The sequence below is a fragment of the Streptomyces sp. NPDC014801 genome (genome assembly GCF_043082085.1).
Lineage (GTDB): Bacteria > Actinomycetota > Actinomycetes > Streptomycetales > Streptomycetaceae > Streptomyces.
Genome location: NZ_JBIBXG010000001.1, coordinates 303,129 through 319,465 on the forward strand (window position 1 = coordinate 303,129; position 16,337 = coordinate 319,465).

Sequence of the window (16,337 nt, forward strand, 5' to 3'; positions counted from 1 at the left end):
TCGTGGATGCCAGATATCGCCCTTCTGGCCTCGGCTAACGGTTGATCGGGATCTCGTAGACGATCTCGCAGTGAGCCGCGGGCACCACGATGTCCGCCGTCTCCACCGGTCGCCCGTCGTCGCTGTAGTACGTCCGCCTGATGTGCGTGACGAGCGCGGCGCGGTCCGGGAAGTGTCGATCGGACCCGCCGGGCTGGCCCCTGCAAGCCGACGCTGCTGGGCTAGACAGGCCCACCTTGGCCCCCGGACGTATGCCCCGACCCTTCCAACCCAGCCCTGACATCAAGCGAGCGAGACGAACGGGAGGAGGGCTTGAGTAGCGAGGAGTGTGGTACGGCGCAATGCTAGTTACAGGGCGCTTCCCTGTCACAAAAGATCGCCAGCTTGGCTTTCGAGGTGTCACATGAATGTCGATCCTCGATGGGATACGAGTGGATGGGGGTACCGCGTCAAAACTCAGGACGAGCTGATGCGGGCCGTTAGCAGGATCGGAATGTTTAAGGAGCGACGCTATGCCTGGCGCGGCGTCGTTTCTCGGACTTACAGAGTGAACTCCTCCCTGGTGAGGTCGCTCACGATCGGTGGAGGCAGGCGAGCAGCCCTTACACTGCCCCGTGAGGATCAAGTAAGGACCCGCGAGGAACTACTTCTGCAAGAGGCGAGGAAATGGGGAATTGGCCTCGAGGTGAGTAGGCCAACAGATTTCCATTTGTTGGCAATTCTGCAACATTATGGAGTGCCGACGCGTCTTCTGGACGTTACGAGCAACCCCTTGACCGCCCTTTGGTTTGCATGCCAGTCAGCGTCCACCCCTGATGTTGATGGGGCGCTGTTCGCCTTCGACATTACGGACTTTCCGCAGTACAACACCTTTACGTACTCTGAGGAGGCGTATGCGGATGGAAGGCCCTTGACCCTGGCTTCAGCACTGAGGCGCTCTATCGAGGAAGAGCTTCCTTTCATTCTGCGTCCCACATTTAAGGATGCCCGCATGCAAGCTCAGGAAGGGTTCTTTATTTCCGGCGCAGTTCCTACCCGGACAGACATTGATGGTGTCGACGGAATACCTATTCCGGGAGCCCTTGCGCCACCAGGAGTGGACGCCTTTCGGTGTCTCTTTGATCCGAGTTGCCCGACGGCTAAAGGACGCCCCAATCGGCTACCATTTGCGGTCTTGAGCATTCCTGCCGGCGTGAAGAGGTCGATGGTCACGTATCTTGAAGGAACTTTCAATCGAAGCATGCGGACTCTTTTTCCCGACGTGCAAGGATTCAGAGACGCGGTCAGGGCCGGACTTGTCGATAGTGAGCGTCGCAAGCACCTCCGTCCGGTCCTTCGTCCGGGGCATAAGTGAGTCACCGGAGAGCCTCGGCAGTGAGGGGGGGCGCCATGCTGGTCCGCTCTATTCCCTCGCCGCAGACCCCGAGTTCGTGAAACGCGTTGATTGCGCTCTGCCTTGCAGCTCCTGAGCCGCCGTCACGGAGCACGATGAGGCAGGCATGAGCTTTCGGCTTGAGGTTCTGTGCATACAGCGCTGACCTGTAACGGCGCGACGTTAGAGCCCTGATCACACTGGGGACCAGTCCGGAGCGCTTCGGTCGTCAGCCCACCACAGTCAGCCGCGAACAGCGGTGCGCCGATGGATCAGACGCGTGCCCGGGCACCCCACCAGGCCTCAGTCACAGAGCTCCGTTGGGTCTGTCAGGGCAGGCAAGCAGTGCTGGCCGACCTTCGGAGACGACTCGGACCGCTTGCTCCGGAAGGCTCTGAGATAGGGCCATCATGTCGTTCCTGATCTTTAAGGAGTGAGGTAAAGTCCGGAACCTTGATGCGGCTTACTTAGCCCAATAGCCACTCGCTCGTGTCTGGCAGGCAATTCGGTAAAGGTCGCTCCGTCACACATGATGCTTGTGACCTTCGCTACCTTTTTTCGCTCTGACTGTGAACCGAGAAGAACATGGTCGCCCACTCGTACCTGATGATTAAGCACAATCATCGGAACCGTCTTGTTGCTCAACTTGAGTTTGCGATCTAGCACACCCAGGCGAGGAACTCGCGCAACGTGGTGCCGCGATAGGTGGAGTTCAACTGTCATTGCGCAGTTCTCCATGAAATCCTCACACTCCGTAAGCCATGACTTCATGGTTGCAGCGGAGAGCACTCGTTGCGGAGACTGGCCGTGCGCAATAGGATTTCGCTCCTCCACCAGTTCGGCCAGCCGCGAGGAATATGTATCAGAAGCCCCAGAGGATGCAGGATCATTCATCCACGACATATCCCGTTCCTCAACGCCAATGCGCCTCAGCCACTCTCGCACGTTGGATGGCCAAACATTTCGGTCCATCTTGAGGAGAGATGAATTAGCAGACCACTTGGCTGAATATATTTCGAGCAGTGCCTGCTTGATTTGAGAGCGAGTTTGCGCATCTCCGTCTGTCATGCGGCGAGCTGTATCGAGCGTCAACCTTTCGTGATTTTTGAACACTAAATCCGGCATTGACCGAGCGTACTTGTGTCGACTTCCCAGGAACCCCATGCAGCCCTGTCCGATTTCGTCTAGGGCATACTGGCAAGATGCGTAGGTCATCAGAACCCAAGCCCCGTAGAAATCGGAGCGGACTGCGGGTCCCTGCCCTTGGCGCAGGGCTTGAATGGATGCATCGATGAATTGTCGGACTTCATCGAAGCGCATCGAACAGCGGCGCCATGCTGGATTCATGTACATTCTGGGTCAGTCTTCTGCGTCAATGAAGCTACGCAGGTACTTCTCCAGCTCGATCTCGCGAGTCATTAGGTCTGGACGTTTCTGCCCGCGAAGGTTGAATACGCGCGAATGATCTTGATAGAACTGAGGAAGACCGTCACGAATATCTTCTCGTCTCGCCCTTAGCTCTACCTTCCTTTCCAGCAGTCGAGAGAGCACATTCATAACGGCATCGTAGATTGAAACGTAGGGAACGGTAGTCCAACTGCGCACTCGATACCGCCGGAAAGCCTGCTCGCCGAAAATTTCCTCAGCGAGATTGATCGTCTCAAGAAAGATGACCTTGAGGCGTGCGAGCATTTGGGGCTCGAAATCATTCGCGGCTCGAAGATATGCATCGAGATAGTCGCGGATGTTATCACGATAGACGATCAGTCGCTGTCGGTTGGCGAAGAATCGAAGTACGAGCTCCACGTCTGTCATTTCACGCCATGCCCGTGGAATCTCGGCCGCTTCACCTAGTTCTGCCACGGGCAAATCAGTCAAGTTTTCCAGCTGCTCTTCGCTTGCGGCTGCGACTCCAACCAGTTCCTCGACATTCTCTGGAATTCCCCAAAGGCGTCGCAGGGCAGGTGTTTCGGCAAGTTCTTTGCAAAGGGCATTCATGGGGCCGTCATATAGAGCATTCCGCACTTCTTGATGCGATAGCTGAACGCCACCGGTATTGATTCGACCGAAGACGAACCTTTTAAGGCGCTCCGGATCCTGGCCGCCATGTGTTGTCTCTTTAAGTAGAACAATCGATGAAAGGTAGCGTCGACTGATTCCATCCTTGATTCTTGATGGCAGCTGGGAGTAGCGCAACCCTTCGAGCTCGTTCCAGTATTCCAATCCGGCCAACTCGAATGAGTTTGTATAGAACTCTTTCAGTGCCGTAAGGCGTTGAAGGCCATCCATTACTTCATATCGATTGAAATCATATTCGTAGAGAAAGATTGGTGGAACTGGTACATTCATAATGAACGATTCGACCAGTCTGCTTTTTTGGCCTACTGTCCACCTGTGTCGCCTCTGGTAGTCCGGATCGAGCTTGTAGTTGCCAGATTCAAGAAGGCCAGTGATGGACTCCAAAGGATAACGAGCTTGCTCGGTGACGATCCGAATCTCGCCACGGTCATAGCGTTCGTTGATTTCCTCGTCCGAGGGGCGCCCCGCGCGACGTTGCTCAGCGAGACGCTTCTCAATGAGTTCCCCGTCGAGCAGGGAGGTGCGCTGCCTGTCTACCAGGTGCCGCATTGCTTCTTGGTCCTGCTCCGCCGTCATCAGGGCCCTCTCGTGGCGCTGGTCAAGGTGAGCCAAGGATAAGGCAGCGGCCTGAGGTCGGAAGGTAGACAGGAGAGGGCGTAGAGCCGTTCCCCAGCGGTGACGGTCACCTTTGCTGGCAGCAGGTGGTTGATTGGGCGCGTGGCTCGGGCGCCGGCCGGGCTGGCGCGGGGCGGAGACAGGAGCGCATGCCCGGCCGGGGGCCGGGCCACCCGCGGTGAGCGGAGCGAGCCGCCTTGATGAAGTAGAGAAAGTCTTATCCCGCCGTCGGCTGGGGTCGTCGTCTGTACTCGTCCCACAGGGCGAAGTACAGCTCGACCGGCCGGTACGCCGGCCTCTTGGGCCTTGTGTTCGGGTCTCGATGGCCCATCCGAGGGAGCTTTGACGACTGAGTTGCTGCCAGGGCCACTCCACGAGCGGTCCTTGCGCCCCGGGACTCGGGAAGGCGGGTCTTCCTCCATGCTGTGCACGGCCATCGCTGCTCCGTCGCCGATCAGCATGGAGTCCAAAACGCTGTCGACAAGCAGTCACTGCTGAATCCCGAGCAGGCGGCGGCGATCATCGACTTGATGCGACGCCAGCTGCGCGGCGGAAAGCGGCTACACGCCTTCTTCTCCACCCTGTACAACTGCGGCCCACAACCCGAGGAATCCGTGGCCTGCACGTGGAAGCAGTGATGCTGCCGGAGTCGGACACCGGCGCCAGTGGTGCGAGGGAGCTGCTCATCCACACGGCAGCTCCCGAGGTCGGGAAGCAGTGGACCACACCGGGGAGATCCACGAGCAATGCGACCTGGAAGGCCGGGCGGAGGGCGAGACGCGTACCGTGCCGGGGCACCCGGCCCTGACTCGGATCCTGCGGCAGCACATCGAGGACGAACAGCTCCAGTCGGGTGATCTGCTCTTCCAGGGTGAGTCCGGCGGCATCCTCGCCGGATCCGTCATCCGTCGGGCGTGGCGCAGCGCCCGCAAGGCCGTACTGCCCCCACACGTCTACGAGTCGCCCACCGGGCGCCGCGTGTACGACAACCGCAACACGCGGCTGACGAAGTGGCTCAACGACGGGATCCCGCCCGCCCAGGTCGCTGAGTGGGCCGGAACAGTGTGGCTGTGCTCCTCGCCACGTACGCCCGATGTGTCGACGGGCAGCTGCCGGACCTGAAGCGGCGGCTTGAAGCCGCGGGCGATCTCCCTGAGGTACCCGGCGCCGGCTGATCCCGGCCCAAAACTTCGACACGTATTCGACAGAGCCACCCGCGAAAACCCGGTGACAGCCGTACAGCCCCGGATCCCGCCCTTGATCATCGAGGGGGCGTCCAGGGCTTCGTCACGCCACCCGGCACCCGCCCTGACCAGCAAAAAGCCCTCCCCAGAGGGAGGGCGGAGACGTGCGCCCCCGGCAGGACTCGAACCTGCGGCCAAGCGCTTAGAAGGCGCCTGCTCTATCCACTGAGCTACGGGGGCCTGGTGTGTGGCCTCTGTCGTGGTGCCCGGGTGTGGGCCGAACCCTGACGTTGCCGGGGACAAGGATAGGGCTCCCGGTTCCTTGACCCTGTCGCTTCGCCTCCGTGGCTCGGTGTGGAGGTTCGGTGAAGCGGTCCCGATAATCGCAGGCAGGTGCGAATCGTGCAGCGCTTTTGGCACCTTGCGGCCCCGGTGTTGTGCACTCGTTATGCCTGGGCTGTGCTCATGTCCCGGTCATCCCTTCCGTCCCTTGTGTCCTATCGGCGCGCAGACATGCCCATATGCTTCAGAATTCCCCTAAAATTGGGCATTCTTCGCATGTGGTGACCTTGGACGTACGGCCTCAGCTGCTCGACGCACTCTCCGCCCTGCGCGACCGTGTCGCCGCCGCACGCTTTCCGCTACCCCTGGCGGGAGCGCCACGCGCGCGTGCCAACCGCGACGAACTGCTCGCGCAGCTCGACGACTACCTGGTGCCGCGCCTGCGGCGGCCCGACGCGCCGCTCTTGGCCGTCGTGGGCGGCTCCACCGGCGCGGGCAAGTCGACGCTCGTCAACTCCCTGGTGGGCAGACGCGTCAGCGAGGCGGGCGTACTGCGGCCGACGACCCGGAACCCGGTGCTGGTCTGCCATCCGGAGGACCATCACTGGTTCAGCGGCATGCGCATCCTGCCCCACCTCACCCGCGTGTGGGTGCCGCACCAGGAGCCCGGCGACGACGACCTGCTCATGCCCGGCGACAGCCCCGCGCGCGTGCTGCGCATCGAGACCGCCGACACCCTGCCGCCCGGTCTCGCCCTCCTCGACGCCCCCGACATCGACTCCCTCGTCTCCGACAACCGTGTCCTGGCCGCCGAGCTGATCTGCGCCGCCGACATCTGGGTCATGGTCACCACCGCCGCCCGCTACGCCGACGCCGTGCCCTGGCACCTGCTGCGCACCGCCAAGGAGTACGACGTCACCCTGGTGACCGTCCTGGACCGCGTACCCCACCAGGTCGTCTCCGAGGTCTCCCGGCAGTACGGCGCCCTCCTCACCAAGGCGGGCCTCGGCGACGTGCCCCGCTTCACCGTGCCCGAACTGCCCGAGTCCGCCTGGGGCGCGGGCCTCCTCCCGGCCAGCGCCGTCGCTCAGCTGCGCACCTGGCTGGTGCACCAGACGCAGGACCAGGCCGCCCGCACCCAGGTCATGGCCCGCACCGCCCACGGCATCCTCGACTCCCTGAAGTCCCGCATGCCCGAACTCGCCAGCGCCGCCGCCCAGCAGTACGCCGCCGCCCTGCGCCTCACCGCCGCCGTCGACGGCGCCTACGACACCGAGCACGCGCGCGTACGCAACCGCCTGCAGTCCGGCGCCGTCCTCGCCGGCGACGCGCTCAAACGCTGGCGGGCCTTCCCCCTCGACTGCACCGCCGGCGAACTCCTCGACGCCCTCGTCGAGAGCCTCGCCACGCTGCTGCTGTGCGCCGTCACCGCCGCCGACGAGCGCATCGACGACGCCTGGCGCAAGGAACCCGCCGCCGACGCCCCCGGCCTCACCGGCGACGACGACGCCCTGGAGAGCGCCGAGCACCGCATCGGCCTCGCGGTACGGCGGTGGCGGCGCGAGCTCGAGGAGTACGCCGAGGAAGAGGTCCGCGAGCTGGAACGCAGCCCCGCGCCCGACCCCGAGATGATCGCCGCGCTCGTCGCCACCGCCCTCCTCGGCGGCCGGCGGGCACGCGCCGCCGGCGAGGGCCTCGCCGAGCGGATCGGCGCCCACGGCGCGCTGCGGCTGCGCGACCGGGGCGGGCGTCTGCTCACCGAGCACGTGGACCGCGTCCTGCACACCGAGCGCGAGCGGCGACTCGCCCCGCTCGACGAACTCGACGTCCACGCAGAGCCGCAGGCCGAACTCATCGCCGCGCTGTCCGTACTGCAGAAGGAGAGGTGACCGGTGGCCGCCGTCACTGACCAGGACCACGACACGGACCGGAACCACGGCAACGACACCGAGCAGACCGATCACCGCCGGCTCCTCGGTCATCCCCATCAACCCCATCAACCTCATCCAGGCCATCAAGTTCATCAACCTGATCACGCTCATGACCTTGATCACCGCGATCATCCGGACCACACAGTGGAGAGGGCCGTGGACGACGACGAGCGCCGAGGGGAGCAGGCGGTGAACTCTGCGGCCGCCGAGCGGGAGACCACGGGAGGCTCGGGGGCGGGGAGCTCGGGAGCCGAGGACGCGGGGGAGGGGACGCGGACGGTAGGCGGCAGCAGCGAGGGTGGCGCTTCCGAAGCGGGTGGGGGTACTGCGGTCGCTGAGGCCGTCGAGGCTGATGTGAAGCCTGTGAGTGACCAGGAGCGGCCGGAGACCCCTACGGCTCTTCCGGCGGCCGACGGCGGTCCCGGCGACGGCGTGCCCTCCGGCGGCGCCCAGCACGCACGCGTGCCCGGCGGCCGCACCGGCAGCGACCGGCCCCTTGAGGACCGTACGGGCACGAAGACGACGCCCGGCGCCTCACCCGACCGTACGAGCACGAAGACGCCCGGCGCCTCCGACGACCGTACGAGCACGAAGACCTTCGGCGCCTCCGACGACCGTACGAAGAAGGCCTCCGGGCACTCCGAGGACCGTACGAAGAAGGACGCCGCCGCGCCCGACGGCCGCACCAAGGACGCGCCTGCGCCTGACAACCGTGCGCCTGACAGCCGTACGAAGGACTCCGCCCCCTCCGACGACCGGGTGAAGGCCCGCGCCGGCACGTCCGACGAGGACGCCGCCGGGGTCTGGGACGACGGGCTCATCGCGCGGCGGGTGACCGAGGGGCTCACCGCCGAGCAGGCGCCCCTGGAGCCCCGCGCGCCGGGGCCGCAGACCGTCACGCCGCTGGCGTACGACGGGCCCCTGCGCTCCCGGCTGGACGCGCTGCGCGAACTCGTCGGGCTGTCCCGTACCCGGCTGGACAACCGCACCCTCGCCGAGGCGGGCCGGGTCCTCGACGAGGCGTCCGCGCGGCGCAGGCTGTCCGGGCAGCACACCGTCGTCGCCATCGCCGGCGCCACCGGCAGCGGCAAGTCGCAGCTGTTCAACGCGCTCGCCGGGGTGCCCATCTCCGAGACGGGGGTACGGCGGCCCACGACCGCCGCGCCCATCGCGTGCAGTTGGAGCGACGGCGCCGTCGGTCTCATCGAACGGCTCGGCATCCCGCCCCGGCTGCGCCGCCGCCCGCTGCAGAATCCGGACTCCGAGCAACAGTTGCGCGGGCTGATCCTGGTCGACCTGCCCGACCACGACTCGGCGGCGGTGCAGCACCGCGAGCAGGTGGACCGCATCCTGAAGCTGGTCGACGCGGTCATCTGGGTGGTCGATCCGGAGAAGTACGCCGACGCGATGCTGCACGAGCGCTATCTGCGGCCGATGGCGGGCCACGCGGAGGTGATGTTCATCGTCCTCAACCAGATCGACCGGCTGCCCGGCGAGGCCACCGACCTGGTCCTGGACGACCTGCGGCGGCTGCTCGACGAGGACGGCATCGCCCTCGGCGAGTACGGCGAACCCGGCGCGACCGTGCTGGCGCTGTCCGCGCTGACCGGTGACGGGGTCGGGGACCTGCGGGAGTCGCTCGGGCAGTTCGTGGCCGAGCGGGGGGCCGCGGCCCGTCGTATCGCCGCCGACGTGGACGCCGCCGCGGACGGCCTGCGGCCCGTGTACGCCAACCGGCGGCGGCCGGGGCTCAGCGAGGAGGCGCGTGAGGAGTTCGCCGCGCGGCTCGCGGACGCGGTGGGCGCCACGGCGGCCGGGGAGGCGGCGGAGCGGGCCTGGCTGCGCAACGCCAACCGGGCGTGCGGGACGCCGTGGCTGCGGCTGTGGCGCTGGTACCACGACCGGCGCGAACCCCCGACGGGCCGGCTGCCGCTGCGGGCGCAGCCCGACGAGGAGGCCACCGCCCGGCAGCGCGTCGAGCACGCGGTGCGCACCGTGGCCGACCGGGCCTCGGCCGGGCTGCCCGCGCCCTGGGCGCAGGCGGTGCGGGAGGCGGCGGTGCGCGGCGCGCACGGGCTGCCGGAGGCGCTGGACGAGCTGGCGGCGCGGGCCGGGCTGCCTCCGGGGCGGCCGCCGCGTCCGGGCTGGTGGCCGGTCGCGGTGCTGGCGCAGGCATGCATGACGCTTCTTCAGATCGTGGGCGGGCTGTGGCTGGCCGGGCAGATCGTCGGGGTGATGGCGCCGAACCTGGGCGTGCCGGTGCTGCTGATGCTCTGCGGCATCGTCGGCGGCCCGCTCATCGAGTGGGGCTGCCGGATGGCGGCGCGCGGCCCGGCCCGGCGGTACGGGCAAGAGGCGGAACGGCGGCTGAGAGAGGCGGCCGGCGCCTGCGGCCGGGCCCGCGTCCTCGACCCGCTCGCCGCCGAGCTGCTGCGGTACCGGGAGGTGCGCGAGCAGTACGCCCGGGTCACGGGGGTGGGGGTGGGGGCGAGTCGGTGAGCCGGTCTCGTCCAAGTGGATCGGTGAGCCCGGCGGTGGGGCTCGGGGAAGTGAGGAGCCCGGCGATGGGGGCCGGGGGGGGGGGGAGTGAGGAGCCCTGTGGTGGGGGTGGGTGACCTGCCGGAGGACGACGATTCACCCGTGAGGGTGGCGGAGTTCTCCACAGCACGGAGCTGATCCACAGCGCTCAGCGGGCCCGGCCCGACGGAGGCAGTCTGGCGGTGCGGCGACCACGACGGACGCGGTCGCCGCACCCGCGATGACCAAGGCGCACGCGGTCGTCGCGCCTGCGGTGACCACCACGGACGTGGTCATCGCACAGGCGGCGGCATGACGCACGCGGTCGTCGCACTCGCGGCGGTATGCGGTACGACCTCGCCGCCGCGGCCAGACGCAGCCGTACGGGACGGGCCCGTCGGCGTATCCGGGAGGGGACCCGAGGATGAACGAGACGATGATCTGCGCGGTGGGCAACGTGGCGACGCAGCCGGTGTTCCGGGAGCTGTCGTCGGGCGCGTCGGCGCGCTTCCGGCTGGCGGTGACCGCGCGCTACCTGGACCGGGAGAAGAACGCCTGGACCGACGGGCACACCAACTTCTTCACCGTGTGGGCCCACCGGCAGCTCGCCGAGAACGCGGCGGCCTCGCTGAACGTGGGCGACCCGGTCGTCGTGCAGGGCCGGCTGAAGGTGCGCACGGAGGTGCGGGAGGGGCAGTCGAACTGGACCTCCGCCGACATCGACGCGGTGGCGATCGGTCACGACCTGGCGCGGGGCACCTCCGCGTTCAAACGGCCGAACCGGCCCGAGGCGGCCGTCGCGCAGCCGGGGCGGCCCGAACCCCAGTGGGAGACACCGCGACAGGACGATCCCCAACGGCAGCCCGAGGCAGCGGCGGTGACGTGACGTCACGTTTCGGATGCCGGGAAGCGCCCGGCGATGACGACTGCGGCTTATCGGCACATGCATACCGAAGAATCCGGTGGATTTGTCGATAAGCCCAGCTCGCGGGCGGTGTCCGCGATAACGATTACGAGTCGGATCAGGGGCCTGGCAAGGGGCCGGTGATGACCGGTGTGACCGCGTCCCTAGGATGCGGGAGAGCTCACGGGCTCCCGATTCTGCTGGTGGGACCGCGAACCCCCCACGTCAACGGGTCCTGCGCGAAGGGGAATTGCTGTGTTTTGTTCGTTCGCCGCGCTCACGGCGCGGTCCGTGCGCGGGCGAGGAACGAGCCGGCTCGCCGCCGCCGCACTGGTGTCCGGGCTCGTCGCGGCGGGGGCGCTGACCGCCGCTCGGCCGGCCGCCGCCGACGAGACGGCGCAGAGCCGTTCCGGCGCGAGTGCGACCATGGGCGGCCTGAAGACGTTCGGCGCGGCGGTCATCCATGACGGCGGCCAGGACCAGCAGGTCTCCGCGGGCCTGTTCGAGATGTCCGTCGACGGCGGCGGCACCCTGCAGACGTACTGCGTCGACCTGTACAACCCGACGCAGCGCGACGCCAAGTACCACGAGACGCCGTGGAGCGGTACGTCCCTCGGCGCGAACAAGCAGGCGGGGCGCATCCGCTGGATCCTGCAGCACTCCTACCCGCAGGTGAACGACCTGGCGGCGCTGGCCGAGGAGGCCGGCATCCACGGCGGCCTCACCGAGCAGGACGCGGCGGCCGGCACCCAGGTGGCCATCTGGCGCTACTCGGACGGCGCGCACGTCGACGCGGTCGACCCGCAGGCCGAACAGCTCGCCGACCACCTCTTCAAGAGCGCGCGCGATCTTCCCGAGCCGGCGGCCTCGGTGACCCTGGACCCGCCGGCGGTCTCCGGGCACCCCGGTGCGCTGCTGGGCCCGGTGACCGTGCACACCGACGCGGCCGGCGTGGCCGTGTCGCCGCCGGCCGACGCAGGGATGAGCGGGGTGCGGATCGTCGGCAAGGACGGCAAGCCGGTGACCGCGGCGGCGAACGGCACGCAGCTCTTCTTCTCCGTGCCCGAGGACGCGGCGGCCGGGTCCGCCCGGCTGACCGTGCAGGCCTCCACGACGGTGCCCGTCGGCCGGGCGTTCACCTCCGACAGCCGCAGCCAGACGCAGATCCTCGCCGGCTCCAGCGAGTCGACCGTGTCGGTCACGGCGAGCGCGGCCTGGGCCGCCGAGGGGCCGATACCGGCGCTGTCGGCGAAGGAGGACTGCGTCAAGGGCGGGGTGGACATCACCGCCGTGAACCGCGGCGACGAGCCGTTCACCTTCGAGCTGATGGGCGCCGAGCACACCGTCCCGGCCGGCGCCTCGCGCACGGTGACGATGCCGCTGCAGGAGGACCAGCCCTACGACGTCACGATCACCGGTCCCGCGGGGCTGAGCCGGCGCTTCACCGGCGTCCTGGACTGCAGGACCCGCGGCAGCGCGCCGGCCGTGACGACCCAGACGGTCGCCGAACCGAGCCCGGCCACGGTGGGCGGCTCCACCGCAACCACCGGCGCCACCGGCACCAACCTCGCCGCGACCGGCGGCGGCGCCCTCACCCCCGTCATCGCGGGCTCCGCGATCGGCCTGGTCGTGATAGGCGGCGCGGTCCTGATCCTCCTCCGCCGCCGCGAGGCGGACCAGGGCTGACGGGGCCGCCCCGGCGCCGGCGAAACAGGCCGGCGCCGGGCACGAGGCGGCACGAAGGACACGTACCGCCTCACCACCGGCACCCTGCTCTCCGCCGCCCTGCCCTCGCCGTCCTCCCGGGGAGGGCCGGGCGGCACAGACGCACGGCACTGTGCCATGGCGCCTGCCTGCCGTGCGGCGACCCGGACGACGGCCGGCAACGCGCAGCGCAGCCGGGGAATTGCTTGAACGCGTTCAATCAACAGGCGCTATCGTGCTGCCACGCGGTTCGCGCCATCCACGCGCCCGCGTTCCTTTCGACCTGTGGGGGGTCCCTCGGATGCGCTCGACGCGCACACTGCCGCCTGCCCTCGTGCGCGCGGCCACCGTATTCGCACTGTCGGCGGGCGTCGCCCTGCCCGCCGTCGTGGCGGCCCCGGCCGCTTACGCGACGACCGTCACCAGCACCGCCACCCTGGACGACGGCCGGTTGACCCTGACGGGTCTGCCGAGCAACGCCCTGTGGGTGAAGGTCAGCGTTCTCGCCTCCGGCGCCCCGGACGCGCCCGTCCTCGCCGAGACGGACGAACTGACGGCGTCGGCGTACAACTCCTGGACGACCGACGCGCCGCTCAAGCTGCCCGAGGGCACCGCATTCGGCGACTATCCGCTCGCCGTCGACTACCGCCTCCCGGGCGGTGTCGTCACCCGCTTCACCGGCGGGTCCTACGGCTACAAGCTGCACACCGGCGTCGGCTCGGTCGCCTTCGACCGCAAGACGACCGACTACGACCACCGAGACGTCGTGCTGAGCGGCCGGGCCACGACCTGGAACCCGGCCACCGGCGAGCGCATGCCCGCCGCCCCGGGCACCCCGGTCAAGGTCACGCTGAACCTGCGCAATGCCTTCTCCACGCTCAGGAGCACGATCGTCACCGGCACAACGGCGGCGGACGGCACGTTCGCCCTGCCGTTCAGGGCGGACGACGAGATCACCGGCGGCAGCGCGGTCGTGCAGCCCTCGACGCCCGATGTCGACCCGGACGACGCCCGCCCGGTGCCGGCCGTGGGCGTGGAGAAGCTCTCGTACCGGATCACGTCCGATGCGAGCAAATACCGTGTGAACGCGGGCACCGACGTGGTGATCTCCGGTCGTGTGGAGCGCCTGACCGACGAGGGCTGGCGGGGCTTCGCCGGCGCGCCGGTGGTCACGACCGGCACCCAGCCGCTGTCGTACGACCCGGCCCTGCGCAATGAGATCGGTTCCGGCTCCGCGCGCGAGGACGGCGGCTTCTCCTACGCGGCCCGGGCCCAGTACTCGACGACGGGCGCGTACACCGGTCTGCGCCCCTCCGTGTACTGGGGCAACGGCAACGACCGGCCGACCGATGTGGCGCCGCTCGCGGTGCCGCAGCAGTTCGCGTACACCTCCACCACGCAGTCACTGGACCAGTTCGGCCAGGTGATCCTGCGCGGGCTGCTGGGCGACGGGAGGAGGTCGTGCGACACGAAGCCGGACTGGGTCGCCCTGCAGGTCTCCGTGGACGGCGGGCGCACCTGGCGCCAGATGACCTCGAAGCCGGTCAGTGCGAGCTGCTGGTACGACCTGCGAGTGCAGGGGTACGAGAACGCCCTCTACCGGGTCTACCACCCGGAGACGGACCGCTTCGTCACCAGCACGAGCAAGCCGGTCCGGCTCTCCCGCATCCCCACACGGATCGTCAACGTCACCGTCAACCCGTCCCGTCCGCGCACCGGCGCCCGCATGACCGTCAAGGGCCTGGTGCAGCAGAAGACGGGCGGCGTCTGGAAGGCCATGCCGGGCGCGCGCGTGACGCTCTACTACAAGCCCAAGGGCGACCGGAACTGGTACTGGGTCAAGAAGGACATCCCGACCAATTCCTCCGGCAACTTCAGCGTCAGCACCGAGAACTACGGGGACGGCACCTGGGCCCTCGGGTGGCAGGAGAAGTCCGGTTACTTCTACAGCGAGTCGAGGACGATCTATGTCGATGCGCTCTGACCTCCGGCGGCTGTCCGCCGTCTCCCTCGTCACGGCGCTCACCCTGGGCGTGGCGGCCGGCCCGGCCTTCGCCGACACGGTCCCCGCCACCAGCCCGGTGGGCGTCGGCCGTGCCGTGACCGACGACACCCAGCGCGGCGCCTTCCAGGTGACCGCCTGGACCGACGCGCCGCAGGCCACCGTCACCTCCGTCTCGGCGAAGGTCCGGCAGGGCGACACCGTCCTCGCCGAGATACCCGCGCTGAGCGAGGACCCCGCGCGCCGTGGCCACTTCGACCTCCCACAGGACGCCGTGCTGAAGCTGACCGAGGACGGCGGCACCCTGCCGTCGCTCGGCGCGTACGCGATCGACGTCACAGCGACGGACTCGCTGGGCAACACGGTGACGCGGACGAACGCGGGCACGCTCGACTTCACCCTCAGGCCCTGGCTGAACGGCTTCACCCTCGGCTCCCCGACCTGGCTGGACCGCAACACCCACCCGGCCGGCCGGCTCGTCGGCATCCAGCCCGGCTCGGGCGACGTGGTGCCGCTGGGCGGTCGTACGGTGTCGTACGCGCGCTCGGGGGAGGACACGCCGCTCGGCTCCGCGGTGACGGACGCCGACGGCGCGTTCGCCGGCGCCCCGGTGCCGATGGAGCGGCGCTACGACTGGTACATGGCGTCGTTCACCGAGAACAGCGCCGAGGTGCACGGCACCGCGACGTACTACGCGGACGCCCGCATCGAGGCGAAGCGGGCCGTGGTCACCGCCACGGCCGACAAAACCCGTGCGGCCTCCGGCGAGACCGTCACGATCACCGGCCAGGTCACCGACCCGGAGGCGAACGGCATCCCGCTGGCGGACACCCCGGTGTCCGCGCGGCTCGGCGGCGGTCTCGCCAAGACCGTCCGCACGGACGCCGAGGGCCGCTTCAGGGTGCAGCTGATCGCCGCGCCCGGCAGGGACTACCAGGGCGGCGGAGACTGGTCCGGCTGGACGGTCGCCTCGGCCGACCCGTTCCTGGAGTTCTACGCCTACGGGAAGCTCGCCCTGCCCTGGGACTCCCGTACCAAGGTGACGGCCTACCGGCTCGGGCCCGACGCGCGGCTTGCGGTCACCGGCGAGTTCCGTTCCCCGTACGAGGCGTGGTCGTCGACCTCGTCGTGGCAGTCGGTCCTCCTGGAGCAGTCCCCGGACGGCACGACCGGCTGGAAGAGGATCGCGTCGGCGGACTTCTACTCCGGGCTGCGCCTGTCCTTCACGATCGGTACGTCGAGCAAGGGCGGCTGGTTCCGCCTCCGCCACGTGGCGAACGACTACTACGCCGAGTCCGTCAGCGCGCCCTTCCACGTGTCCCGCACGGACAGCCGGGTGCAGAGCCTCAAGGCTTCCCCGGACCCCGTCCGCAAGGGCTCCGCGATCACCGTGACGGCCTCGCTCCAGCACTACACCGGCGGTGCCTGGCGCGGTCTGGGGAACCAGCCGGTGAGCGTCTGGTTCAAGCAGTGGGGCAAGTCCACGTGGAAGCAGGTCGCGACCGGCAAGTCGACGTCGACCGGAGCCGTCTCGGTCAGGACCGCAGCGTCCGCCGACGGCTGGTACCAGGTCCGCTATTCCGGTGACGCCACCCACCTCCAGTCCACGAGCGGCCAGGACTGGGTCGACGTGCGCTGACGCGAACACGCCCGAAGGGCGGCACCCGCACAGGGGTGCCGCCCTTCGGCGCCGGCCCTCCGCCGGTTCCGACCACGCTTCCCCATGCGCCGGCGGGCATGAGGCCGG

At 68.4% G+C, this 16,337-nt stretch carries 10 protein-coding genes, 1 tRNA gene and 1 pseudogene; 8 read left to right on the forward strand and 4 right to left on the reverse strand.

The window, feature by feature from the left end; all coding sequences use genetic code 11:
• Positions 1-34: 34 nt before the first annotated feature.
• Positions 35-163 (reverse strand): annotated as a pseudogene (locus tag ACF1AL_RS01370) (GntR family transcriptional regulator); the annotation flags it as partial.
• A 330-nt stretch (positions 164-493) separates the two neighbouring features.
• On the opposite strand from ACF1AL_RS01370, the gene ACF1AL_RS01375 reads away from it, so the two are divergent.
• Positions 494-1,354, forward strand: coding sequence for an FRG domain-containing protein (locus tag ACF1AL_RS01375; protein WP_391825435.1), 861 nt, complete (start codon positions 494-496; stop codon positions 1,352-1,354).
• Positions 1,355-1,798: 444 nt separating this feature from the next.
• Here ACF1AL_RS01375 and ACF1AL_RS01380 read toward each other — a convergent pair whose 3' ends face one another.
• Both ACF1AL_RS01380 and ACF1AL_RS01385 read right to left on the reverse strand, forming a co-directional pair.
• The gene (locus ACF1AL_RS01380; protein ID WP_391825290.1) at positions 1,799-2,719 is read right to left on the reverse strand and encodes a HEPN domain-containing protein; all 921 of its coding nucleotides are present in this window, start codon (positions 2,717-2,719) and stop codon (positions 1,799-1,801) included.
• 12 nt (positions 2,720-2,731) lie between these two features.
• Entirely contained in the window at positions 2,732-4,027 is a 1,296-nt protein-coding gene (locus ACF1AL_RS01385; protein ID WP_391825291.1) for a DUF262 domain-containing protein, read from the reverse strand.
• A gap of 756 nt (positions 4,028-4,783) precedes the next feature.
• Between ACF1AL_RS01385 and ACF1AL_RS01390 the strand changes: the two genes are divergently transcribed.
• Positions 4,784-5,188: a hypothetical protein gene (locus ACF1AL_RS01390; RefSeq protein ID WP_391825292.1), complete on the forward strand. Its 405-nt coding sequence runs from the start codon at positions 4,784-4,786 to the stop codon at positions 5,186-5,188.
• Between the two features lie 229 nt (positions 5,189-5,417).
• Here ACF1AL_RS01390 and ACF1AL_RS01395 read toward each other — a convergent pair.
• Positions 5,418-5,490 (reverse strand) — tRNA-Arg (locus tag ACF1AL_RS01395).
• Between the two features lie 320 nt (positions 5,491-5,810).
• On the opposite strand from ACF1AL_RS01395, the gene ACF1AL_RS01400 reads away from it, so the two are divergent.
• The 6 genes from ACF1AL_RS01400 to ACF1AL_RS01425 all read left to right on the forward strand — a co-directional run bounded on the left by ACF1AL_RS01400 (position 5,811) and on the right by ACF1AL_RS01425 (position 16,229).
• Positions 5,811-7,421: a dynamin family protein gene (locus ACF1AL_RS01400; RefSeq protein WP_391661792.1), complete on the forward strand. Its 1,611-nt coding sequence runs from the start codon at positions 5,811-5,813 to the stop codon at positions 7,419-7,421.
• Between the two features lie 396 nt (positions 7,422-7,817).
• Positions 7,818-9,962 carry a GTPase gene (locus ACF1AL_RS01405; RefSeq protein WP_391825293.1) on the forward strand — a complete coding sequence of 715 codons (2,145 nt, stop codon included), beginning with the start codon at positions 7,818-7,820 and terminating at the stop codon, positions 9,960-9,962.
• A 442-nt stretch (positions 9,963-10,404) separates the two neighbouring features.
• Positions 10,405-10,866, forward strand: coding sequence for a single-stranded DNA-binding protein (locus ACF1AL_RS01410; RefSeq protein ID WP_391779239.1), 462 nt, complete (start codon positions 10,405-10,407; stop codon positions 10,864-10,866).
• Between the two features lie 309 nt (positions 10,867-11,175).
• Complete coding sequence (locus ACF1AL_RS01415; RefSeq protein WP_391825294.1) at positions 11,176-12,570, forward strand: TQXA domain-containing protein; 1,395 nt, start codon at positions 11,176-11,178, stop codon at positions 12,568-12,570.
• A 352-nt stretch (positions 12,571-12,922) separates the two neighbouring features.
• Positions 12,923-14,572 (forward strand): hypothetical protein, encoded by a 1,650-nt coding sequence (locus ACF1AL_RS01420; RefSeq protein ID WP_391779237.1) that lies wholly within the window; start codon positions 12,923-12,925, stop codon positions 14,570-14,572.
• On the forward strand, positions 14,562-16,229 hold the full coding sequence (locus tag ACF1AL_RS01425; protein ID WP_391825295.1) for a carboxypeptidase-like regulatory domain-containing protein: 1,668 nt from the start codon (positions 14,562-14,564) through the stop codon (positions 16,227-16,229). Before ACF1AL_RS01420 ends, ACF1AL_RS01425 begins: the two co-directional genes overlap by 11 nt.
• Positions 16,230-16,337 lie beyond the last annotated feature (108 nt).

Coding starts and splice junctions, on each gene's coding strand:
- ACF1AL_RS01375 (WP_391825435.1), top strand. CDS start 494: ATGTTTAAGGAGCGACGCTATGCCTGGCGCGGCGTCGTTTCTCGGACT.
- ACF1AL_RS01380 (WP_391825290.1), bottom strand. CDS start 2,719: ATGAATCCAGCATGGCGCCGCTGTTCGATGCGCTTCGATGAAGTCCGA.
- ACF1AL_RS01425 (WP_391825295.1), top strand. CDS start 14,562: ATGCGCTCTGACCTCCGGCGGCTGTCCGCCGTCTCCCTCGTCACGGCG.
- ACF1AL_RS01385 (WP_391825291.1), bottom strand. CDS start 4,027: ATGACGGCGGAGCAGGACCAAGAAGCAATGCGGCACCTGGTAGACAGG.
- ACF1AL_RS01410 (WP_391779239.1), top strand. CDS start 10,405: ATGAACGAGACGATGATCTGCGCGGTGGGCAACGTGGCGACGCAGCCG.